The sequence below is a fragment of the Methylocystis sp. sgz306128 genome, from assembly GCF_056032725.1.
This window is the reverse complement of sequence record NZ_JBVYWO010000001.1, coordinates 509,523-531,339: the sequence shown is the minus strand read 5'-3', so window position 1 is coordinate 531,339 and position 21,817 is coordinate 509,523. Positions and strand designations below refer to the sequence as shown.

Annotated in this window: 19 protein-coding genes; 14 read left to right on the top strand and 5 right to left on the bottom strand. The window is 59.0% G+C overall.

The genetic code is table 11. From position 1 onward, the window contains the following. The first annotated feature begins 2 nt into the window (after positions 1 to 2). The 7 genes from hydA (at position 3) to xylB (ending at position 7,079) form a co-directional block, all read left to right on the top strand. Entirely contained in the window at positions 3 to 1,430 is a 1,428-nt protein-coding gene (hydA, locus tag AC0N03_RS02570) for a dihydropyrimidinase (RefSeq protein WP_474286885.1), read from the top strand. Continuing rightward, positions 1,430 to 2,206 carry an ABC transporter ATP-binding protein gene (locus tag AC0N03_RS02565; RefSeq protein WP_474286884.1) on the top strand — a complete coding sequence of 259 codons (777 nt, stop codon included), beginning with the start codon at positions 1,430 to 1,432 and terminating at the stop codon, positions 2,204 to 2,206. Before hydA ends, AC0N03_RS02565 begins: the two co-directional genes overlap by 1 nt. A gap of 135 nt (positions 2,207 to 2,341) precedes the next feature. Further along, positions 2,342 to 3,214 (top strand): ABC transporter permease, encoded by an 873-nt coding sequence (locus AC0N03_RS02560; protein ID WP_474286883.1) that lies wholly within the window; start codon positions 2,342 to 2,344, stop codon positions 3,212 to 3,214. Beyond that, the gene (locus tag AC0N03_RS02555) at positions 3,211 to 4,065 is read left to right on the top strand and encodes an ABC transporter permease (protein ID WP_474286882.1); all 855 of its coding nucleotides are present in this window, start codon (positions 3,211 to 3,213) and stop codon (positions 4,063 to 4,065) included. Before AC0N03_RS02560 ends, AC0N03_RS02555 begins: the two co-directional genes overlap by 4 nt. A gap of 21 nt (positions 4,066 to 4,086) precedes the next feature. Next, positions 4,087 to 5,073: an ABC transporter substrate-binding protein gene (locus AC0N03_RS02550; RefSeq protein WP_474286880.1), complete on the top strand. Its 987-nt coding sequence runs from the start codon at positions 4,087 to 4,089 to the stop codon at positions 5,071 to 5,073. Between the two features lie 56 nt (positions 5,074 to 5,129). Next, complete coding sequence (locus AC0N03_RS02545) at positions 5,130 to 5,585, top strand: DMT family transporter (RefSeq protein WP_474286879.1); 456 nt, start codon at positions 5,130 to 5,132, stop codon at positions 5,583 to 5,585. Positions 5,586 to 5,627: 42 nt separating this feature from the next. After that, a complete protein-coding gene (gene xylB, locus AC0N03_RS02540) occupies positions 5,628 to 7,079 on the top strand; it encodes a xylulokinase (RefSeq protein WP_474286877.1) in 1,452 nt (483 codons plus the stop codon). 202 nt (positions 7,080 to 7,281) lie between these two features. Here the strand turns inward: xylB and AC0N03_RS02535 are convergent, their stop codons facing one another. Then, positions 7,282 to 8,346, bottom strand: a complete 1,065-nt coding sequence (locus AC0N03_RS02535; RefSeq protein WP_474286876.1) for a lysine-2,3-aminomutase-like protein — start codon at positions 8,344 to 8,346, stop codon at positions 7,282 to 7,284. Further along, on the bottom strand, positions 8,343 to 9,377 hold the full coding sequence (gene epmA, locus AC0N03_RS02530; RefSeq protein ID WP_474286875.1) for an EF-P lysine aminoacylase EpmA: 1,035 nt from the start codon (positions 9,375 to 9,377) through the stop codon (positions 8,343 to 8,345). Before epmA ends, AC0N03_RS02535 begins: the two co-directional genes overlap by 4 nt. Positions 9,378 to 9,478: 101 nt before the next feature. Here epmA and efp point away from each other — a divergent pair, with 101 nt between their 5' ends. Continuing rightward, positions 9,479 to 10,045, top strand: a complete 567-nt coding sequence (gene efp / locus AC0N03_RS02525; protein ID WP_474286874.1) for an elongation factor P — start codon at positions 9,479 to 9,481, stop codon at positions 10,043 to 10,045. Positions 10,046 to 10,123: 78 nt separating this feature from the next. Here efp and AC0N03_RS02520 read toward each other — a convergent pair whose 3' ends face one another. Then, positions 10,124 to 10,891 (bottom strand): glucose 1-dehydrogenase, encoded by a 768-nt coding sequence (locus AC0N03_RS02520; protein WP_474286873.1) that lies wholly within the window; start codon positions 10,889 to 10,891, stop codon positions 10,124 to 10,126. 80 nt (positions 10,892 to 10,971) lie between these two features. Between AC0N03_RS02520 and AC0N03_RS02515 the strand changes: the two genes are divergently transcribed. Beyond that, positions 10,972 to 12,006, top strand: a complete 1,035-nt coding sequence (locus AC0N03_RS02515; RefSeq protein WP_474286871.1) for an L-idonate 5-dehydrogenase — start codon at positions 10,972 to 10,974, stop codon at positions 12,004 to 12,006. Positions 12,007 to 12,155: 149 nt separating this feature from the next. On the opposite strand, the gene AC0N03_RS02510 is transcribed toward AC0N03_RS02515, so the two are convergent. After that, positions 12,156 to 12,596, bottom strand: coding sequence for a VOC family protein (locus tag AC0N03_RS02510; protein ID WP_474286870.1), 441 nt, complete (start codon positions 12,594 to 12,596; stop codon positions 12,156 to 12,158). A gap of 60 nt (positions 12,597 to 12,656) precedes the next feature. On the opposite strand from AC0N03_RS02510, the gene AC0N03_RS02505 reads away from it, so the two are divergent. The 5 genes from AC0N03_RS02505 (at position 12,657) to AC0N03_RS02485 (ending at position 21,474) form a co-directional block, all read left to right on the top strand. Continuing rightward, on the top strand, positions 12,657 to 14,066 hold the full coding sequence (locus AC0N03_RS02505) for a cation diffusion facilitator family transporter (RefSeq protein ID WP_474286868.1): 1,410 nt from the start codon (positions 12,657 to 12,659) through the stop codon (positions 14,064 to 14,066). Positions 14,067 to 14,142: 76 nt separating this feature from the next. Continuing rightward, positions 14,143 to 15,420, top strand: a complete 1,278-nt coding sequence (locus tag AC0N03_RS02500) for an MFS transporter (RefSeq protein WP_474286866.1) — start codon at positions 14,143 to 14,145, stop codon at positions 15,418 to 15,420. 66 nt (positions 15,421 to 15,486) lie between these two features. Beyond that, positions 15,487 to 16,254 (top strand): glycosyltransferase family 2 protein, encoded by a 768-nt coding sequence (locus AC0N03_RS02495; RefSeq protein ID WP_474286865.1) that lies wholly within the window; start codon positions 15,487 to 15,489, stop codon positions 16,252 to 16,254. 53 nt (positions 16,255 to 16,307) lie between these two features. Next, positions 16,308 to 18,959, top strand: coding sequence for an aminopeptidase N (gene pepN, locus AC0N03_RS02490; RefSeq protein WP_474286864.1), 2,652 nt, complete (start codon positions 16,308 to 16,310; stop codon positions 18,957 to 18,959). Positions 18,960 to 19,128: 169 nt separating this feature from the next. Next, positions 19,129 to 21,474, top strand: a complete 2,346-nt coding sequence (locus AC0N03_RS02485) for a PAS domain-containing sensor histidine kinase (RefSeq protein ID WP_474286863.1) — start codon at positions 19,129 to 19,131, stop codon at positions 21,472 to 21,474. Positions 21,475 to 21,479: 5 nt separating this feature from the next. Here AC0N03_RS02485 and AC0N03_RS02480 read toward each other — a convergent pair whose 3' ends face one another. Continuing rightward, positions 21,480 to 21,764, bottom strand: coding sequence for an EF-hand domain-containing protein (locus AC0N03_RS02480; protein ID WP_474286861.1), 285 nt, complete (start codon positions 21,762 to 21,764; stop codon positions 21,480 to 21,482). Positions 21,765 to 21,817: the final 53 nt, after the last annotated feature.

Here is a 21,817-nt window from a genome sequence, read left to right as displayed (position 1 = left end):
TCATGTCGATTGTCATCAAAAACGGAACGATTGTAACCGCCACGCATACATTCAAAGCGGATGTGCTGGTCGAGGGCGAGAGCATCACGGCTATAGGTCAGGGGCTCTCGGGCGACAAGGTCATCGATGCCACCGGCAAATATGTCATGCCCGGCGGCATCGATCCGCATACGCATCTCGAAATGCCGTTCATGGGCACCACGACCGCAGACAATTATGAAACCGGCACACGCGCTGCGCTTTCGGGCGGCACGACAATGGTGGTGGATTTCTGCATCCCCGGCCATGGCCAGAAGCTTCTGGATGCCTGGGCCGACTGGGATCGCCGCTCCTCGACAGCGCTGGCTGACTATGCCTATCACATGTGCATCACCTACTGGGATGCCTCCGTGCCGGCGCAGATGGCCGAGGTGGTGAAGAAGGGCGTGACCACGTTCAAGCATTTCATGGCCTACAAGGGCGCATTGATGGTCAATGACGAGGAAATGTTCGCCTCGTTCCAGAATTGCGCGCAGCTTGGCGCATTGCCGCTCGTTCATGCGGAGAACGGAGATGTGGTGGCGACCATGCAGGCCAAGTTGCTGAAGCAAGGCATCACCGGGCCGGAAGGCCATGCCTATTCGCGGCCGGCGGAAGTGGAAGGAGAGGCCACAAACCGCGCGATCATGCTGGCGGATATGGCCGGCGTACCGGTCTATATCGTGCATACAAGCTCGATTCAGGCGCATGAGGCGATCCGCCGCGCCCGCAGCCTTGGCCAGCGTGTCTATGGCGAACCGCTGATCCAGCATCTGACCCTCGATGAAAGCGAGTATCACAACAAGGATTGGGACCACGCCGCCCGGCGCGTCATGTCGCCGCCCTTCCGCGACAAGAAGCATCAGGATGATTTGTGGAACGGCCTGCGCGCCGGTTCACTGCAGGTGGTCGCAACCGATCATTGCGCCTTCACCACCGAGCAAAAGCGTTTCGGCCTGAATGACTTCACCAAGATTCCGAACGGAACCGGCGGTCTTGAGGACAGAATGCCGATGCTCTGGACCCACGGCGTCAATACCGGACGGCTGACAATGAACGAATTTGTCGCTGTCACTTCAACCAATATTGCGCAGATTTTGAACCTCTATCCGAAAAAGGGCTCGATTTCCGTCGGCGCCGATGCCGATATCGTCATCTGGGATCCGAAAGCCTCGAAAACCATCTCGGCCAAGACGCAGTTCTCCGCAATTGACTATAACGTGTTCGAGGGGTTCAAGGTTACGGGGCTGCCCGTCACGACGCTCTCGCGCGGCGAGATAGTCTGGCATGAGGGCAAGATCAGCGCCAAGCCCGGCCGGGGCAAATTCGTCCCGCGCGCGCCATTCGCCGCGCCAGCGCAGGCTCTGGCCACCTACAAGCAGCACACCGCTCCGAAGAAGATCGCGCGTTAATGGAAAAAGTTATCCATATCAATGGCTTGTCGCTCGTTTATGAAACGGGCGACGGTCCTGTTCATGCCTTGTCGGACATCAATCTGGATATAAGCCGTGGTGAATTTGTTTCGCTCATCGGCCCGTCGGGCTGCGGCAAAACGACCTTGCTGCGTGCGATCGCCGATCTGGAAACGCCGACATCCGGCACGTTGCGCGTCAACGGGAAAAGTGCGGGCGAAGCGCGCATGAGCCGCGCCTACGGCTATGTCTTTCAGGCTGCGGCGCTTTATCCCTGGCGGACCATTGGCGGCAATATCAGCCTGCCGCTTGAAATCATGGGTATCGACAAGGCCGAGCGGCAGAAGCGCATCACGGAGGGTCTTGAGCTTGTCGGCCTTTCCGGTTTTGAGCGCAAATTTCCCTGGGCGCTTTCGGGCGGAATGCAGCAGCGCGCCTCAATCGCCCGCGCTCTGTCCTTCAACCCCGATCTGCTGCTGATGGACGAACCCTTCGGCGCGCTGGACGAGATTGTCCGCGACAAACTCAACGAGCAATTATTGCGGCTGTGGGAGCGCACGAAAAAGACGGTGGTCTTCGTCACGCATTCCATTCCCGAGGCCGTGTTTCTTTCGACCAGAATCGTGGTCATGTCGCCGCGCCCGGGGCGCATCCACGACATCATTGACTGCAATTTTCCGGCTGACCGCACGCTGGATATCCGGGAAACGCCGGAATTCATCGCGGTGGCCAACCGTGTGCGTCACGGCCTGCGGGAGGGGCACTCCTATGACTGAGATCAGAACGAGCGCGCAATGCGTTATGCGCGGGCATGCCCCGAGCATCCACGCAGCACATGCCCAACGGGCGTGGATGGCCGGATCAAGTCCGGCCATGACGGCACAGAAAACATTTACATGGCGCATAAAGTCATGACCCAAAAATCCGGCCTATTGCCCATTCTCACGGTGCTCGCAGCCCTGCTGGCTGTCTGGTATGCGGGGGCAGTATGGATGAATCTCGATCTGCAGCGCAGCCAGTTCGCCAATGCCGAGGCGTCCTATACGACGGGCGAGCTCATCGCAGGGACGCTGGATCAGGAGCGTCCGCGCCTGCCCGCGCCGCATCAGATCCTCATGGAAATGAACAAGACCATTTTTGAAATGGCGCCGTCCTCGAAGCGTAGTCTCGTCTATCATTCCACGATCACATTGGAGGCCACAGTCCTTGGGTTTGGCATCGGCTCGCTGCTGGGCGTGCTTCTGGCTATTCTGATCGTGCATATCAAGAGCCTCGACAAGAGCCTGATGCCATGGATCGTCGCCAGCCAGACCGTACCGATCATCGCGCTCGCGCCGATGATCGTGGTGATACTGAACCAGTTCGACATTACCGGAATTTTGCCAAAGGCCGTCATTTCAGCCTATCTTTCGTTTTTCCCGGTCACAGTTGGCATGGTCAAGGGCCTGCGCTCGCCCGATCCGCTGCAAATGGATCTGATGCGCACCTATTCGGCCTCAAAGCTGCAGACTTTTTTCAAGCTCCGGCTGCCTTCCTCGGTGCCATTTCTTTTCGCGAGCTTCAAGGTGGCGGTTGCGGCGGCGCTGGTTGGCGCTGTCGTGGCGGAAATCACCAAATCGGAAGATGGCGGCCTTGGCGCACGACTGCTTGCCGGCTCCTACTATGGCCAGACGATCCAGATCTGGGCGGCTCTGATGGTAGCGGCCAGCGTGGCCGCGCTGCTGGTGGTGCTGGTCGGCGTCGCTGAGCGGATCACGGCGAAAGCCATGGGAGCGCGGCCATGACGCTGCTGACCACGCTCGCCATATGGGCCTTCGGCTGGGGGGCCGTCATTCTGGTGATGCGCGCGACGCCGTCACGCGGCATGGGCGCCCGGCTGGGCGCAATTGCCGTTCCTCTGATCTTTGGCGCGACGCTGCTGACGCTCTGGCAGCAGATCGTCACCGGCTATGGCGTGCCGCAGATCATCCTGCCCGCGCCAAGCCGCATCTTCGAGCGCATTCTCTCCTCGCTGCCCTTGCTGGGCGCCGATTTCGTGCAGACGATGAAAGGCATTCTCGCCGGCTATGCGCTGGGCTGCGGAGCAGGTTTTCTCGTGGCCATCCTGATCGACCGCAGTCCGTTTCTGCAACGCGGCCTTTTGCCGATGGGCAATTTTGTCTCGGCCCTGCCGATCGTGGGCGTGGCGCCTATCATGGTCATGTGGTTTGGTTTCGACTGGCCCTCGAAAGCCGCGGTTGTCGTGATCATGACGTTCTTTCCCATGCTGGTGAATACCAATGCCGGGCTGGCGGCGGCCGGGCTCATGGAGCGGGATCTGATGAAAACCTACGGCGCGTCCGAGGGCCAGACGCTGCTCAAACTGCGCCTCCCCGCTGCATTGCCGTTCATTTTCAATGGCTTGAAGATCAATGCCACGCTTTCGCTCATTGGCGCCATTGTGGCGGAATTTTTTGGCACGCCCATTGTCGGTATGGGTTTCCGCATCAACACGGAAGTGGGCCGGATGAATATTGACATGGTGTGGGCAACCATATTCGTGGCGGCGCTGACCGGCTCGGTATTTTATGGAATCATTGCGCTCATCGAGCGCCGTGTGACGTTCTGGCATGCGTCTTATCGCCAGAGGGGTTGAAGTCCAAATTGGAGGGAAGCGATGAAAAAAATTCTACTGGGAATGATCGCCCTGTCGGCGCTGGCAGCCGCCAGCGCACAGGCTGCGGAAAAAGTCACTTTGCAGCTGAAATGGGTCACACAGGCGCAATTCGCCGGCTATTATGTCGCCAAGGACAAGGGCTTTTACAAGGATGCGGGCCTTGATGTCACCATCAAGCCGGGCGGCCCGGATGTGGCTCCGCCGCAGGTTATTGCAGGCGGCGGTGCCGATGTCGTCGTCGACTGGATGCCCTCGGCTCTCGCCACGCGCGAAAAAGGCGTTCCTCTCGTCAACATCGCCCAGCCGTTCAAGCGCTCGGGCCTGATGCTGACCTGCCGCGCCGATTCCGGCATCAAGACACCGGCAGATTTCAAGGGCCATACCCTTGGCGTCTGGTTCGGCGGCAATGAATATCCATTCCTCTCGTGGATGTCGAAACTCGGACTGAAGACCGATGGTTCTCCGACAGGCGTGAAAGTGCTCAAACAGGGTTTCAACGTCGATCCGCTGTTGCAAAAGCAGGCCGATTGCATCTCCACCATGTCCTATAACGAATATTGGCAGGTGATTGACGGCGGCCTGAAGCCCAGCCAGCTTGTGGTCTTCAATTATACCGACCTTGGCGTCGCCACGATGGAAGACGGCCTTTATGTCATGGAAGACAAGCTGAAAGACCCGGCTTTCGTCGACAAGATGGCCAAATTCGTCAAGGCTTCGATGAAAGGCTGGGAATGGTCGCGCGAGCATCCGAAGGAAGCCGCACAGATCGTGCTCGACAATGATTCCACCGGCGCGCAGACGATGAAGCATCAGTTGCGTATGATGGAAGAAATCAACAAACTGACGGCAGGCTCGAACGGCAAGCTCGACAAGGCTGATTACGACCGCACAGTCAAGATCCTCCTGAGCGGCGGCTCGGACCCGGTTATCACCAAGGAACCGACCGGCGCCTATACCGACGCGGTAATCGAAAAGGCTCTGAAATAATTTTCAGAGTATGATTTTATCCCCGCTTCGGCGGGGATATTTTTTAAAGGCCCGACATGAACCTCGCCGCTATTGGCCTCATTGCCCTTGCACTGCTTGCCGGCACGATTTTACCGGTACAATTTGTCATCAACAGCCAACTGGCCCGGCTGTTCTCCAGCCCGCTTCCGGCTGCTTCGATATCGTTCCTCACGGGTACCATCGCGCTGGTGACGCTGACTGTTCTGAGCCACAGGCAGTGGCCAAGCTGGGCCATGCTGAAGACTGCCCCGCTGCATATTTTCATAGCCGGCGGTATCATTGGCGCAATATTTGTGATGATCAGCATCATCATCACGCCGCGGCTTGGCGCTGCGGTGACCTTCTGCTTCATCATTGCCGGACAATTGATTTCGGCAATGCTGATTGATCATTTCGGCGCTTTCAATGTATCGATACATCCGGTGTCGTTCGGACGCTTCATCGGCGCCGTGCTGGTCCTGGCCGGAGCGGTGATGATGCGGCTGCTTTGACGCCGCAAAACGTCCTGAAGCGCGCACCGGAGCAAAAAAGCCATGTATCTCGGCATCGACCTCGGCACTTCGGCGATCAAGGCGGTTCTCGTTGATGACGACATGCATGTCATCGCCGAAACCAGCGCGCCGCTCGCGATATCCCGGCCCAAAACCTTGTGGTCGGAGCAAAATGCCGAAGATTTCTGGAAAGCCGCCTGCGATGTGCTGGACTTGTTCAGGCAGCAGCATCCGCACGCGCTGGCAAAGGTGCGCGGCATCGGCCTTTCGGGCCAGATGCATGGCGCTGTTCTGCTTGATGCGGCCGATCAGCCGGTACGGCCGGTTATTTTGTGGAATGATGGCCGCTCGGCACCCGAATGTGCTCTTCTGGCGCGGCAATACCCAGATTTGCCGGATATTGCCGGCGTCGTCGCCATGCCGGGTTTCACGGCGCCGAAGCTGATGTGGCTGAAACAGCACGAACCGGAGAATTTCGCGCGTGTCCGCACCATCATGCTGCCCAAGGACTATCTGCGCTTGAGACTGTCGGGCAACAAGGCCACTGATATGTCGGATGCCGCCGGCACCTGGTGGCTTGACGAGGCAAGACGCACGTGGTCCGCCGGGGCATTGGCCGCGACCGGCGTGGACGCAGGGCAGATGCCGGCCCTCATTGAGGGCAATGCCGTCTCCGGCCAGTTGCTGGCAGAGCATGCTGCCCGCTGGGGTATGGGCAAAGTCATTGTCGCGGGCGGCGCGGGCGATGCCGCGGCAGGCGCCGTCGGACTGGGCGCGATCTCGGATGGCGATGCCTTCATCTCGCTGGGCACATCGGGACAATTATTTGTCGCCACCAACTCCTACCGCCCCGCTCCGGCTACGCTGGTTCACGCCTTCGCGCATGCCCTGCCCGACACATGGTTCCAAATGGCGGCCATGCTCAACGGCGCCAGCCCGCTGGCCTGGGGTGCAGGCCTGATGGGCACAGATCCTGCCAATCTTGTCAGAGAAGCGGAAGCGCAATTTACTGCCCCGGCCGGCGAAATATTCCTGCCCTACCTCTCGGGGGAGCGCACGCCGCACAATGACCCCAATGCCAAGGGCGTATTCTTTGGCATGACCGGAGACACGGATCGCGCACGGCTGGGACAGGCCATTCTGGAAGGTGTCGCCTATTCCTTCGCCGATGCGCAGGCCGCGGTGGAGGCCGCAGGCAGCCGCATAGAGCAAGCGGGTGTCATAGGCGGCGGCGCGAAATCCCGGTTCTGGATGCAAATTCTGAGCAATGTGCTCGATATGCCGCTGATCCGCTACACGGGCGCAGACAAGGGCCCTGCCTTTGGTGCGGCACGTCTCGCCCGACTGGCCGTCACCGGAGAACAGCCGCATGTTGTCTGTGTGCGACCGGATGTGCTCGACGTTACAGAACCGCAAAAAGATCTCGTTGCTGCGTACAAACCAAAAATTGCACAGTTCCGGCGGCTATATCAGGCGCTGAAAGGCGAGTTTTAAGCGACTTGAAAATTTTACGTGAATGCGCGGCTCAGGCCCGCGCATGCGGATCAGGCTATCTCAAGGCAACTCAATTCACCTGAAACGACCTCAGCCTTCATCCTGAGTCTGTCGAAGGATGTGCCTGAAGGATGAGGAATTACATTCCGTCGGCCTCGCGCCCGACGATGCCGCCCCAGCATGAACAATTGCCCGAAGACGGCTATATTCCGTCCCTGTAGGCATGTTTCCGGCCCCGATAATCCTCAACCAGCAGGTCTTCGGCCATCTCATTCACATAATTCGGCCCTATGGGCGATTTGCCGTGGCCGCCGGGAATATCGAGAATGTAGGTCGGCTGGCACAGGCCGGAGAGCCGCCCACGCAGAGCGCGCATCAGCGCCTGCCCCTCCGCTATGGTCAGGCGAAAATGCGAGGTGCCGGGCGCGAGATCGCCATGGTGCAGCGCATAAGGCATGATGCGGTTTTCGACAAAAGTGCGCATCAGCGCGGCCAAAGTTTCCGCATCGTCATTGACGCCGCGCAGCAGAACCGACTGGCTGACGAGGCCGATGCCGCCATCGGCCAGCCGCGCACAGGCGGCGCGGGCGGGCGGAGCGAATTCGCGCGGATGATTGGCGTGAACGGCGACATAAACCATCTTGCCGCAGGCCCGCATGGCCGAGACCATCGCCGGTGTGATCAGATGCGGCGAAACCACCGGCACGCGGCTGTGAAAGCGCACAACCTTCACATGCGGCATGGTTCTGAGCGCCATCATCAAGTCCCGGATGCGGCGGGCGGAAAGGAAAAGCGGATCGCCGCCGGTGAGGATCACTTCCCAGATCTCGCTATGAGCGGCAATATAGGCCAGCGCGGCATCAATATCGGGCTGAGCGAGCGCGTCGGATTTGCCGGGGCCGACCATTTCGCGGCGAAAACAGAAGCGGCAATAGACCGGACAAACATGCGTCACCTTGAACAGGACGCGATCCGGATAACGATGCACCAGCCCTTTGACGGGCGAATGGGCCGCATCACCGATCGGATCGGCAAGTTCCTGCGGCAGAACATCCAGCTCTTCGGCGCGCGGGACGAATTGCGCTGCAATCGGATCATCAGGATCAGAGGTATCGATCAGATCGGCCATGGCGGGCGAGAGCGCCAGCGCATAGCGCGCGGCAACAGGCTCCAGCGCGGTGCTGTCCTGCGGCGTGACAAGACCGGCGGCGACATAATCAGCCAGTGTGCGCAGGCTTGCGCGCTGTGTCTTCGCTGACCGAGTCATGGCATGGGTGTCCAGAGTACGTCGTCAATGCGGGCAGCCCCCGTGAGCAGCATGACAAGCCGGTCAAACCCCAGAGCTATGCCGCTGGCGGACGGCATTATTTTCAGGCTCTCAAGAAAATCCTCATCGAGCGGATAAGTCTCGCCATAAATGCGCTGTTTCTCGCGCATTTCGGCTTCAAAGCGACGGCGCTGCTCCACCGGATCGGTCAGTTCACCAAAGGCATTGGCCAGTTCCACGCCGCAGGCATAAAGTTCGAAGCGCTCCGAAACGCGCGGATCACGCGCCGATCTGCGCGCCAATGCCGCTTCACAGGCCGGATATTCATCAAGAACAGTCAGATGTCCCTGCCCCAGATGCGGTTCGATCCTGTCAGATAGAATGCGGCTGAAAATGTCTGACCAGTTATCATCCGACGCAAGACGCAGGCCGATCCGGCGCGCCTCGCGAGCAAGCGCCTCCCGATCCGGCTCCGGCGTCAGCGTGGCGAGAAGGTCGATACCGGCATGGCGCGTAAAAGCATCCGCAACGTTCAGGCGCTCGAACGGCGCATATGGATCGCAACTCTGACCTCGCCAGACTAATTTGCTTGTTTGTGCCGTCTGCGCCAGCGCAGCGATCAGCTCGGCGCAATCCTGCATCAGCACCGCATAATCCTCTTCGGCGCGATACCATTCCAGCATGGTGAATTCGGGGGCATGCAGGGCGCTGCGCTCGAAATTGCGGAAAGCCCGCGCCAGTGTGAAAATTCGGCGCTCGCCCGCACCAAGCAGCTTCTTGCAGGCAAATTCCGGCGAAGTGTGCAGATAGAACGTCTGCGCTGCCTCGCCGGGCAGATTAAATTGCGTGGAAAATGCGTGAAGATGCGTCTCGTTTCCGGGCGAGGCCTGCAAAATACCGGTTTCAACCTCGATAAAGCCTCGGCTGACAAAAAAATCGCGCAAAGCCTGCGTGAGGCGGGTGCGCAGCATCAGTCTCGGCCGGCGGTCTTCGTGGCGCTCCCGGCTCCAGAATGGCGAGACGCTGGTCATAAAAAGTGCTGGCTCCTCGCCGACATATGCATAAGGTGACTGGTCAAACGCCAAAAAATCAGTATGTTGCGCCCAAAATCAAACATCAAGAGGTTGTTCCAGTGAAGGTTATCGCCAGTTCCATCCGCAAAGGCAATATCATCGAGCGCGACGATGGTCAGCTCTATGTTGTGTTGAAAGCAGAAAGTTTTCATCCCGGCAAGGGCACTCCGACAACGCAGATCGACATGCGCCGCATTTCGGACGGCGTGAAGACCACCGACCGCTACAAGACAACCGAGCAGGTCGAGCGCGCCTTCGTCGAGGATCAGGACTACAACTACCTCTATGACGACGGCGAAGGCTATGTCTTCATGAACCCGGACAATTTCGAGCAGATCACGGTTTCACGCGACGTGATGGGCGACATGGCGCCCTTCCTGCAGGAAAACATGAAATGCGTGCTGTCGGTGTTCAACGGCGTTTGCGTCGCCATTCAGCTGCCCGCCAAGGTCACTCTGGAAATCACCGAGACCGAGCCGACGATGAAAGGCCAGACGGCCTCGTCCTCGTTCAAGCCGGCCATGCTCTCCAACGGCGTGCGTACACTGGTTCCCGGCCATATCACAGCCGGAACCAAGGTCGTGATCATGACGGAAGACGGCTCCTACGTCGAGCGCGCCAAGTAACCGCTCCGGTCAGGCGCACCGCAGAAAAAGACAAAATCCAAAGGCAGAGCGCCGCCGCTCTGCCTTTTGTTTTGGTGCTCACACAACTGATGTCATGCCACCATCGACCATCAGGATCTGACCGTTGACATAATTTGACGCGGCTGAAGCCAGAAAGATCGCAGCGCCAGCAAGCTCATCGATATCGGCCCAGCGTCCTGCAGGGGTGCGGGCACAGACCCAGTCGAAAAATGCCTTGTCATCGAGCAAAGCCTGATTCAGCTCGGTCCGGATGTAGCCGGGGCCTATCCCATTGACCTGAATATTATATTTGCCGAGTTCGGCGCACATACCCTTCGTCATCATTTTCACCGCGCCCTTGGTGGCGGTATAGGGAATGATGTTCGGCCGGCCAAGTTCGCTCATCACGGAACAGATGTTGATGATCTTGCCGGATTTGCGGGCGATCATCTGCTTTGCGACCGCCTGCGCCGGAAAGAACACACCGTCAATATTGCTGGTGGTGATTTCGTGCCAGGTCTCTTCCGGATAATCGACAAACGGCGCGCGGCGCTGAATGCCGGCATTATTCACCAGAATGTCGATGCCGCCAAGCTCGGCCGTCAGTTCGTCGACGGCCCTGACGACATCAGCCTTGATGGTGACATCGAACGCTCGGGTCAGCACGGAAAGCCCCTCGGCTGCCAGCGATGCCCGCGCCGAAGCCAGCTTGCCCTGATCACGGCCATTGAGCACAACTTTCGCGCCAGCCTGCGCCAGTCCGCGCGCTATGCCAAGGCCGATACCCTGTGAAGATCCTGTCACCAACGCGACGCACCCGCTCAGATCAAATAATGAATATGCCATCAAACGCCTTCCTATCCGCCCATTTTGCTTTATGCTATCGATAACATGTATTGGTTTTGATTCACAGACCGGGTTTTATCATGAGTCTCGCTGCCGTCATCCACGCGCCCAAGGATTTACGTATCGAGGAGGTCGCCCTGCCGGAACTGGGCGCCGGACAGGTGCGTGTCGCCATAAAGGCGGGCGGCATCTGCGGCTCGGATCTGCATTATTTCAATCATGGCGGCTTCGGCACCGTGCGCCTCAAAGAGCCGATGATTCTGGGCCATGAAGTGGCTGGTGTCATCACCGCGCTGGGCAACGGCGTGTCGGGACTGGCGGTCGGCCAGCAGGTGGCGGTCAATCCCAGCCTGCCCTGCAATGCCTGCGTCTATTGCCTGCGCGGGCTGCAAAATCATTGTCTCGACATGAAATTCTATGGCTCGGCCATGCGCTTCCCGCATGTGCAGGGGGCATTCCGCAGCGATTTGATCTGTGAGGCGCAGCAGGCTGTGCCCATGGCGTCAGGTGTCTCACTCAATGAGGCAGCCTTTGCCGAACCTCTGGCGGTTTGCCTGCACGGCACGCGCCGCGCAGGGGATCTTCTGGGCAAGCGCGTTCTGATCACCGGCGCCGGGCCGATCGGCACACTTTGCGTGCTGGCGGCACGCCGGGCCGGCGCTGCTGAAATTGTCGTCACCGACATTGTCGACGGCACGCTGGCGCTGGCAAAGAAAGTCGGGGCGGACGTAACACTGAATACGGCTGCAAATCCCGATGCGCTCGCCCCTTATGAGAAAGACAAGGGCCAGTTCGATGTCCTGTTCGAGGCATCAGGCAATAACCGCGCCTTCGCCGGCGCGCTGGCTGTGGTGCGTCCGCGCGGCGTGCTGGTGCAGCTTGGCCTTGGCGGTGATTTCACCTTCCTGATGAATATCATCGTGGCCAAGGAATTCGATCTGCGCGGCACGTTCCGCTTCCATGAGGAATTTGCCACCGCTGTCAGGTTTATCGAGGCTGGTCTGGTGGATGTCAAACCGCTGCTGACCGAAGTTGTGCCGCTGAGCGAGGCCGTACGCGGCTTTGAACTGGCAAGCGATCGTTCGAAAGCCATGAAGGTGCAGATCGGATTTTGACGTCGCGCTGCCGCGAAGGCCTATGGGGACAGGGCAATTTTTGCTCAGGTCCCGCATGGTTCAGAAATTGACAGCGCGGGCGATGCGCTTCATCCTTCGACAGGCTCAGGATGAAGGAACGACAGCTGTTTGTCGGGCCGCAGCGCGTTTTACCAGGCGCCGGTATTGGGCATGGAAGCCCATGGCTCCTGCTTGGGCAGAGCATCGCCCTCCTGCAGCAGTTCAATCGAGATATTGTCGGGCGAACGCACGAAAGCCATATATCCGTCACGCGGCGGGCGGTTGATAATGACGCCGCCATCGCGCAATTTGGCGCATAATTCGTATATATTCTTCACCTTATAGGCGAGATGGCCGAAATTACGCCCGCCGGTGTAATGTTCAGGGTCCCAGTTATAGGTCAGCTCCACCAGAGGCGCGGCATTGGCCTTTGCAGCCTCCAGATCATCCGGCGCGCTGAGAAAAATCAGAGTGAAGCGGCCCTGCTCGGAAACATGACGGCGCACTTCAACGAGGCCCAGCAAATCACAATAAAAATGCAGACTTTCCTCGATATTTGTGATGCGAACCATTGTATGCAAATAACGCATGTTCAATCTCCCATATTCGGGCAGGATGGTCGAAATTAAAAAGAGGTCAAGGCATTTTCCATGAGCAGCAATAACGATCTCAAAGAACAGGCGGCCCTCGCCTCAATCTTTGCCAGCGCCGGACTAACTGCGGCAAAGCTGGTTGCCGGGCTGCTTTCCGGTTCGCTGGGCCTGCTCTCCGAAGCCGGACACGGCCTGCTCGACACCGGCGCGACCACCCTGACCTATTTTGCCGTACGCGCCGCGGCAAAGCCCGCTGACGAGGAACATCATTACGGGCATGGCAAAATCGAAGCCGTGGCGGCGCTGGCCGAAACAAGCTTGCTGATCACGCTGGCGGTCATCGTTCTGGGCTTTGCCGTATGGCGCCTGATGCAGGGCTCCTCATCCGTCGAGGCGAACTGGCTCACCTTCGGTGTGCTTGGCGTATCCATAGCCGTCGATCTGGTGCGCTGGCGCGGCCTGACCAAGGTCGCGAAACAGACAGGCAGCGAGGCGCTCAGCGCCGACGCCCTGCATTTTTCCAGCGATCTTGTCTCGTCCGTTCTGGTGCTGATCGGCCTGATCGCGAATAATTTCGGATTCATCGATGGCGATGCGCTGGCCGCCATCGGTGTGGCGCTGTTCATTGCCGTTGCCGGCTACCGGCTTGGGCGGCGCACTATTGACACATTGGTTGACACTGCGCCGAAGGGCATGGCGGAAGAGATCAGCCAGATCACGCGCCGGGTCTCAGGGGTGGCGGAAGTGGAAAATGTCCGCATCCGCCCAGCGGGGGGAACATTCATTGGCGAAATCGGCATTGCAGTGCCGAGGACGCTGCCGCTTGACCGCGCGCTCAAGGTCAAGACGCAAGTGGAACAGGCCATTCTTGAACAATTTCCGCAGGCGCGCGTCACTGTCACGGCCAATCCCAAGATCATCGACAAGGAAACGGTGCTGGAGCGCATCCTGCTCATTTCCGCCATCCGGCGGCTGCCGGTTCATCATGTCACCGTTCAGAAAGTTGGCGAAACCACATGTGTGAGCCTTGATATCGAACTCGATGCACGCATGAGCCTTGGCACGGCGCATGATCTTGCCTCGCGGCTCGAAGCCGCTATCCGCGATGAGCTTGGCCCCGATGTCGAGGTCGAGACGCATATCGAGCCGCTTATCGTGCAGGAACTGGCCGGAAACGATGCGGACGAATCGCTGCTGCGTCAGGTGCAGGCCAGTCTTGAGGATCTCGCACGGGAGAGCAGCATCATCAGGGACGTGCATTCGGTGCGCGCACGCATGACGCAGACAGGCGTTGTGGTCAACTACCACTGCCGCAGCAATCCGCATCTGAGCGTGGCGGAAGTGCATCAGGCCGTGGATCAGATAGATCGCGGCGCAAAGGCGCGCTTGCCACAGATTACCCGCATTGTTGGTCATTGTGAGCCATTGCGGCCCGGAAAACCACAGGGCCAAACCGGTTCCAATTGAACCCAGGCGTCTCGAAGACTCTGCCAGACCTCGTCGTTTGCCTGCGCAGCGCCTCCGACCTCATATTGGAAAGGCCATGATCGAACTTTTATTTTCCCGCCGTTTCGCACCTCTGTTCTGGAGCCAGTTCTTTTCCGCGTTCAACGATAATTTCGTGCGCCAGATGCTGGGCATGCTGATCCTGTTCCGGCTGGGAACGGAGCAGGCAGGCGCTCTGATCACTCTGGCTATCGGAATTTTCATTCTGCCCTCGATCATTCTGTCAGGGGTTGGCGGCGAACTGGCCGATGCGCATGACAAGGCCGCGGTGACGCGCTGGCTCAAGGGCGCCGAAATATTGGTGCAGTGCTGTGCAGCTGCGGGATTCTGGTATCATTCGCTGCTGCTGCTCTATGTGGCGCTGCTGGGCCTCGGCATTATTGCCGCGCTGTTCGGGCCGATCAAATATGGCATTCTGCCGGATCATCTTTCCCAATCGGAACTGCCGGCCGGCAATGCGCTCATTGAGGCAGCGACCTTTCTCGCCATTCTGCTCGGGCTTATCGTCGGCGGTTATGCGGCGGCCTACGGGCGCGATCCGGTGGGGGTGGTCGCGCAGATGATGATCATCGCCCTGCTGTGCTGGGGCACGAGTCTCTTCATCCCCTCGACAGCCCGCGCCGCGCCAGAGCTGACTATACAGAAGAATGTCCTGTCCTCGTCGATGCGGCTGCTGCGCGCGCTCGCAGACGACGGACGCATAAGGACGGGCGCAATCAGCGTGAGCTGGTTCTGGATGATTGGCGCCGTGGCGCTGTCGCTTGTGCCGGTGGTGGTAAAGCAGCGCATCGGCGGGGACATTCACGTCGAAACCATGATCAGCGCATTCTTTGCCATTGGCATCGGTCTGGGTTCGCTGGGCGCAGCCTGGCTAGCGCATGGCCGGATCGACGTGCGCTGGATGCCGGTCACGGCGCTGACCATGGCGGTGGCGCTGATCGATATTGGCGTGACCATGAGCGCGCTGCAACGGCATAACGGCGTCATCGAAATCGGAGAGTTCCTCACCTCTTATGCCGGATTGCATGTGGCGGCCGATGTGATTGTTCTCTCCGCCGCCGGCGGCTTGTTTGTGGTGCCGATTTTCGCCGCAGTTCAGGCCTGGTCGGCAACAGACAGACGCGCGCGGATCGTTGCCGGGGTCAATGTGCTGACGGCGCTGTTCATGGTGGCCGGTTCGCTGCTCAGTTCTGTGCTGCTGGCGGTTGGCCTTACCGAGCCCCTGACTTTGCTTCTCTTCGGGATCGCCACATTGGCGGTCGCTGTATGGATCTTTCCCTTTTCCCGCGAGAATGCACCGGAAACCGTGTCATAAAATAGTTGCCGGTGCTCGATTTTATCGATTCATTGCTTAGATGAATCATGAACCACGAACAGAGCCATGTTTTTTTCAATCATCATTCCGACCTGCAACCGTCCTCACCTGCTGCGCCGCGCCCTGGACTCCGTCGATGCGCAGGAGTTTCACGATTATGAACTGATTGTCGTCGATGATGGCGACGGATCAGGTTCACGATTGGCCGAAGCCCGGAGCAATCCACGTCTGACCACGCTGTCAAGCGGTCGTGCGGGGCAGGTTCCGGCCCGCAATCTCGCGCTCGGAGCGGCACGCGGCACGCATATCGCCTGGCTTGATGACGATGACTGGTTCATGCCGCGGCATCTTGCCGATCTGCATGACGTCCTCGCAGGGAAGCCCGCCGTTGCCTACGCCTCGGGCTGGATCTCCTATGAGGACGATACCGGACAGCAGACCGCCCGCCTGCCGTTCTCGGCGCAGGCGGATGGCCAGAGCCTGCGCCAAAACAATATGCTGCTGCTGCCCGGACTGGCTTATCCGCGCGCCTTTCACGACGCCTACGGGCTGTTCGACGCGTCGATGGCCTATTACTGGGATTGGGATTTTTACCTGAGGCTGGCGGAACAAAAAGTCGACTTCATCCCCACCCGGAACGCAACAGTGTGGATTTCCGCCCGGACCACAAGCGTTTCGGCAGACCAGAATGCTGCTGCGCGCCGCGCCGAGCTCGACAGACTGGAGCAAAAGCACGGCCTTGATAAAATTCCGCTCAAGAATCACGCCGGCATTGCTCTCGAGCAAGATCGACAGCGTGAAAATACGCAATCAGAGGCAGCAAGCGGTATGTGAACCGTTCCGACGCCTCTTCAACCAACTTAAGCCTCTGCAAAACTGGAATCATGATGCGCACAGATACTGCCCGCCCCGTTCGCCTGAAGGATTATCGTCCATCTGACTACCTGATCGACACCGTGGATCTCGACGTGCGCCTTGACGATCACCGCACCAAAGTACTGGCGCGGCTCAAGATGCGGCCAAACCCGCAAGGGCGGCCAGACATGCCGCTCTTGCTCGATGGTGACGGACTTAAACTGGTGGCGCTCAGGCTCGACGGGCAGGACTGCAGCCAAGCCAGAGCAACGCCAGACCTGTTGACGCTGGAGGCCCCGCCGCAGCGTAGCTTTGTTCTTGAAATTGAAACAGAAATAGACCCGAAAGCTAATACGCAGCTGATGGGGCTCTATCGTTCCGGCTCAGCCTTCTGCACGCAATGCGAGGCTGAAGGCTTCCGTCGCATCACCTATTTTCTCGACCGGCCCGATGTGCTTGCTGTCTATACGACGCGGATCGAAGCCGACAAAGCGCGCGTGCCGGTGCTGCTCGGCAATGGCAACCTGACAGACCGGGGCGACCTGCCCGGCGGACGCCACTTTGCTGTCTGGCACGATCCATTCCCCAAGCCCTGCTATCTCTTTGCGCTGGTCGGCGGCGATCTTGGTTCGATCCATGACGAATTTGTCACCATGTCCGGGCGCAGGGTGAAGCTTGGCATTTATGTCGAGCCGGGCAAGGAAGGCCGGGCGGCCTATGCCATGGATGCGCTCAAGCGCTCGATGAAATGGGATGAGGAGGCGTTCGGGCGCGAATATGATCTCGACATTTTCAATATTGTCGCCGTATCCGATTTCAACATGGGTGCGATGGAAAACAAGGGGCTCAATGTCTTCAACGACAAATATGTGCTCGCCTCTGTCGAGACGGCAACCGATATGGATTATGCCCACATCGAGGCAGTGATCGCCCATGAATATTTTCATAACTGGACCGGCAACCGGATCACCTGCCGCGACTGGTTCCAGCTCTGCCTGAAGGAAGGACTTACCGTCTTCCGCGATCAGGAATTTTCCAGCGACCAGCGCTCACGCCCGGTCAAGCGCATTGCCGACGTCAAAAACCTGCGCGCGACGCAGTTCGTCGAGGATGCCGGGCCGCTCGCACATAATGTGCGCCCCGAAACCTATATGGAAATCAACAATTTCTACACGTCGACCATTTACGAAAAGGGCTCCGAGGTTATCCGGATGCTCAAGACGCTGATCGGTCCCGATGCCTTCGCGGCAGGCATGACACTCTATTTCGACCGCTATGACGGCACTGCAGCGACAATGGAGGATTTCATCGCCTGCTTTGCCGAGGTTTCCGGTCGCGATCTTGGCCAGTTCATGCGCTGGTATGATCAGGCGGGTACGCCGCGTGTCAGCATATCGACAACCTATGATCGGAAGGCACAGACCTTTACCGTAGATCTCAACCAATCCACGCCGCCGACACCCGGACAGGCCCGCAAGGCGCCTTTTGTCATTCCGGTGAAACTTGGGCTGGTCGATGAGGACGGCGAGGTGAATGAACTGATCGAGCGGTCGGCCTCGCCAGCAGAACTGGCCGGCAAGACCTTCGAACTCAATACAGTCTCGCGCAGGCTGGTTTTCGGGAAGATTGCAAAGCCACCAGTGCTCTCGGCTTTCCGTGCGTTTTCAGCGCCGGTGCGCATCGCATTCGACCAATCGGACGAAGATTTGCTGATGCTCGCGCGCAAGGACAGCGATTCTTTCAACCGTTGGCAGGCTCTGCAAAGCTGCGCCAGCCGCCATCTCATGCGCAGCGCAGCCGCAGGCCGCTCTGCCGATCATCCGCGGCTTATGCAGGCCTATGCGCAGATGCTGGAGGACGCGGCGCAGCCCAATGCGGATCATGCTTTCGCGGCGCTGGCCATGAGCCTGCCGTCGGAGGCCGATATCGCGCGCGAAATCGGCGCCAATGTCGATCCCGATGCGATCAGGAGTGCGCGTGAAAGCTTCAAGGCCGGCCTTGGCCGCTCGCTTTATGCACCTCTCTCGGCGCTGCACGAAGCGCTCTCACAGCCTGTTCCCTTCGTGCCGGACGCAAAGGGCGCGGGACGGCGCTCGCTCAAGGCGGTTCTGCTTGATCTGATGATCGCCAGCGGCCATACGGATGCCGCCGATATCGCGAAAAAGACCTTCGTCGGTGCGGACAATATGACGGACCGCCTGGGCGCGCTCAGCGCTCTGGCCCAGCAGGCAGGCGCAGCCCGGGAAGCGGTGCTCAGTCAATTTTACGAGCAATTCAAATCGGAACCCCTCGTCATCGACAAGTGGTTTTCGCTTCAGGCCGCCATTGGCGAGCCCACCACGCTGGCACGCGTCCGGGCGCTCATGGATCACGAAGCCTTTTCCATGGCCAACCCCAACAGAGTGCGCGCGCTCATCGGCGCATTTGCCATGAGCAACCTCAGCCAGTTCAATGCGAAAGACGGCAGCGGCTATCAGTTCCTGGCAGAGATCGTGCTTCAGCTCGACGCCAGAAACCCGCAGGTCGCAGCCAGACTGCTTTCGGCCTTCCGCTCATGGCGCTCATTCGAGCCGGTCCGGCAAGGCAAGGCCGAATCAGCCTTGCGCGCCATCGCGGCCAGAGGTCAGCTTTCTGCCGATGTTCGTGATATCGTCACGCGGTCTCTGGCACCGCAAGACTCGTAATCCGTGACTGACGAATCGTTGACACACGCTATGGTTGTAAAATAAAAATTAATCGCATTAACGATTCGTTAGACTCTAGACAACGAGTCATCTGCGATTCAGATTGTAACCGATTCGCGGAAATACAATCCGAACCGCAGTTATCAAACGCAACCAGAGGGGGCTGGGCATGGCGCGTGCAAACGCTGCCACTACGGAATCGCGCGCGGATTTTGCCGAAGCAGACCGGCACTTTCCATCGCAGTCCCTTGCTTCAGGGCTGGAGCGCCCCTGGCGCCAGCCGGAGCACGGACTGGCGCGGCGCTTCGAGCCCTGGCTCATCCGCATGGTGCCCGTTTTCATCACTCTTTTTCTCGTGACTCTGGCGCTGGCCTTCATCATTCAGGCCTATACGGAACATGACCGCATCCTCGCGACCGCCCAGAAGGACATCGATTTTACCTTCCGGATGCTGGCGCACAATGTCGACCAGACAGGCCTTCCCGAGGATGGCGCAAAGCTCGCCGAACAGGTGGAGCAATATCTTCCCAATAGCCTGAGGCTGCAGAGCCACGCCATTTACCTTGTCGACCAGAGCGGCCGAATTCTGGCACAAACCAGCGCACCGGGCGATACCAAAGCCAAAATTGACGATGTGCTCGGAGCCGAGCAACCGATCACCACCTTCGGCGCGCTGGCCGGCGTTCTCGCCATCACGCCGCCTGACGGACACCGTGTCTTTGCCGCAGCCCAGAACCTGCCGGCGCACCACCAGCAACTCGTCATGGTTGTGCCATTCAATGAAATTCTGACGAGCTGGCGGCATCAGATCTGGCAGCAAAGCCTACTCCTGCTTTCTGTGGCTGCGCTGCTTTCGATCACGGCCATGGCCTATTTCTGGCAGGCCTCGCGCACCAATGATGCAGAAGTGGTCTGCGACGAGATCCGCACCCGCATCGATACAGCGCTTAACCGTGGCAAATGCGGCCTCTGGGACTGGGATATTGCAAGGGGCCGCATCTATTGGTCGACGAGCATGTTCGAAATACTCGGCCTCGACCCGCGCCAGAGTTCCCTGTCTTTTGGCGAAATGAACCAGATGGTCCACCCCGGCGATGTCAATCTGGCCAAGATCGCCCAGGCCATTGCCGCCGAAGAGAACCAGACCATCGACCAGATTTTCCGGATGCGCAACGTCGCCGGACACTGGGTCTGGCTGCGGATGCGGGCCGAAGTCGTCCGCACCAGCCAGAGCCCGCACCAGCACATTGTCGGCATTGCGATGGATATTTCGGAGGAAAAGAACCACCGCGACACATCACATATCGCCGATCTTCGTCTGCGCGACGCCATCGATTCCATCTCGGAAGCCTTCGTGTTGTGGGACGCGAATAATTGTCTGGCCATGTGCAATGCCAAATATCGCGAATTGCACAAAATACCGCTCGATGAGCCCTGCATCGGCCTGAACTATCAGGAATTCCTCGCCATCAGCACCCCGCCGACTGTACAGACACCGATCAATTTCGATGCCCAGAAGGCGCAGTCCGCCCGCACCTACGAGGCGCAGCTCACAGACGGACGATGGCTGCAAATCAACGAACGCCGCACCCGTGACGGCGGATATGTCTCGGTGGGCACGGACATTACCAAGCTCAAACAGCATGAAGAACAACTGCTGCAATCAGAGCGCCGCCTGATGGGCACGATCGCCGATCAGCGCCGCTCCCGTCAGGTGCTTGAAACACAGGCGCAGCAGCTGGCCGATCTCGCCGAGCGCTACCTCGAACAGAAGGCCGAAGCCGAGCGCGCCAACCAGACCAAGGCACGTTTCCTTGCCAATATGAGCCACGAACTGCGTACGCCGCTCAATGCCATTCTGGGTTTCTCGGACATGATGAAATCCGAGACCTTCGGCCCGCTCGGCCATGAGAAATATCTCGGCTATGTCCAGCATATCAACGAGAGCGGCGCATATCTTTCAGGCATCATCTCGGACGTACTTGAAATGTCGCGGCTTGAGTCTGGCGATGTCGTGATCGAGCGGAGCGAATTCAAAATTCAGAGCCTGTTCGACCGCCTGATGGAGCAATTCTCGCCTGCGGCTAAGAAAAAGAACATTGACCTGCGCTTCAGCCCCGTTGTAGCCGAAGACATCAATGCCGACGTCTCCGCCATCGGCAAGATCCTGCAGCCGCTCATTCACAACGCCATCAAATTTACGCCTTATGGCGGGCTGGTCACTGTGGGTTCGCAACTGCAGGAAGATGCCCTGCTCCTGACGATCGAGGACAATGGCGTCGGCATTGCGCCCGAAGCGCTCGAACAGCTCGGCAGACCGTTCGAGCAAGCGGACGCGACGCTGCAGAATGGCATGAAAGGCTCAGGCCTCGGGCTGGCCATCGCCCGCTCGCTCGCCGAACTTCATGGCGGCGCGCTCGACATCTCATCGCAGTTGCGCCGTGGCACCAGCATCCGCGTCACTATTCCGCGCTGCCACAATCCCGGTGTGCAAAAGCAGACTGAAAACGTCTGAATTCGCTATGGCCTGTCTGAATGCTGATAATTATACTGGCGTATCTTATCGCCGTCGATAACGCCTGCATGGTCGCTGTCCACTTCCGCAAACCATCTGGCCCGCGAAGCCAGAAAATGCTCGCGCGAGACCTTCCCCGATGCGTCGGGGGCCATCTCCGACCAGCGCTTGACCATGCGTGATTTTGTCCGCGCCATCAGTTCGTCGACGTAAGCAGCCCATTCGGATTGATCGATCACGCCATCGTGGTTTCTATCGAGACGATCAAATTGACGGCCTCCGCTTTTCATCACCGAATCCAGCGTAATCTCCCGCGAATTCGGCATCCCCGCCGCGGAAGCTG

What these genes read in the sequence shown, in the direction of transcription:
- AC0N03_RS02555 (WP_474286882.1), top strand. Translation starts at nt 3,211, where the DNA reads ATGACGCTGCTGACCACGCTCGCCATATGGGCCTTCGGCTGGGGGGCC.
- AC0N03_RS02500 (WP_474286866.1), top strand. Translation starts at nt 14,143, where the DNA reads ATGATCGAACTTTTATTTTCCCGCCGTTTCGCACCTCTGTTCTGGAGC.
- AC0N03_RS02550 (WP_474286880.1), top strand. Translation starts at nt 4,087, where the DNA reads ATGAAAAAAATTCTACTGGGAATGATCGCCCTGTCGGCGCTGGCAGCC.
- xylB (WP_474286877.1), top strand. Translation starts at nt 5,628, where the DNA reads ATGTATCTCGGCATCGACCTCGGCACTTCGGCGATCAAGGCGGTTCTC.
- AC0N03_RS02520 (WP_474286873.1), bottom strand. Translation starts at nt 10,891, where the DNA reads ATGGCATATTCATTATTTGATCTGAGCGGGTGCGTCGCGTTGGTGACA.
- AC0N03_RS02510 (WP_474286870.1), bottom strand. Translation starts at nt 12,596, where the DNA reads ATGCGTTATTTGCATACAATGGTTCGCATCACAAATATCGAGGAAAGT.
- AC0N03_RS02545 (WP_474286879.1), top strand. Translation starts at nt 5,130, where the DNA reads ATGAACCTCGCCGCTATTGGCCTCATTGCCCTTGCACTGCTTGCCGGC.
- AC0N03_RS02480 (WP_474286861.1), bottom strand. Translation starts at nt 21,764, where the DNA reads ATGAAAAGCGGAGGCCGTCAATTTGATCGTCTCGATAGAAACCACGAT.
- hydA (WP_474286885.1), top strand. Translation starts at nt 3, where the DNA reads ATGTCGATTGTCATCAAAAACGGAACGATTGTAACCGCCACGCATACA.
- AC0N03_RS02505 (WP_474286868.1), top strand. Translation starts at nt 12,657, where the DNA reads ATGAGCAGCAATAACGATCTCAAAGAACAGGCGGCCCTCGCCTCAATC.
- pepN (WP_474286864.1), top strand. Translation starts at nt 16,308, where the DNA reads ATGCGCACAGATACTGCCCGCCCCGTTCGCCTGAAGGATTATCGTCCA.
- AC0N03_RS02485 (WP_474286863.1), top strand. Translation starts at nt 19,129, where the DNA reads ATGGCGCGTGCAAACGCTGCCACTACGGAATCGCGCGCGGATTTTGCC.
- epmA (WP_474286875.1), bottom strand. Translation starts at nt 9,377, where the DNA reads ATGACCAGCGTCTCGCCATTCTGGAGCCGGGAGCGCCACGAAGACCGC.
- AC0N03_RS02535 (WP_474286876.1), bottom strand. Translation starts at nt 8,346, where the DNA reads ATGACTCGGTCAGCGAAGACACAGCGCGCAAGCCTGCGCACACTGGCT.
- AC0N03_RS02560 (WP_474286883.1), top strand. Translation starts at nt 2,342, where the DNA reads ATGACCCAAAAATCCGGCCTATTGCCCATTCTCACGGTGCTCGCAGCC.
- AC0N03_RS02515 (WP_474286871.1), top strand. Translation starts at nt 10,972, where the DNA reads ATGAGTCTCGCTGCCGTCATCCACGCGCCCAAGGATTTACGTATCGAG.
- AC0N03_RS02495 (WP_474286865.1), top strand. Translation starts at nt 15,487, where the DNA reads ATGTTTTTTTCAATCATCATTCCGACCTGCAACCGTCCTCACCTGCTG.
- AC0N03_RS02565 (WP_474286884.1), top strand. Translation starts at nt 1,430, where the DNA reads ATGGAAAAAGTTATCCATATCAATGGCTTGTCGCTCGTTTATGAAACG.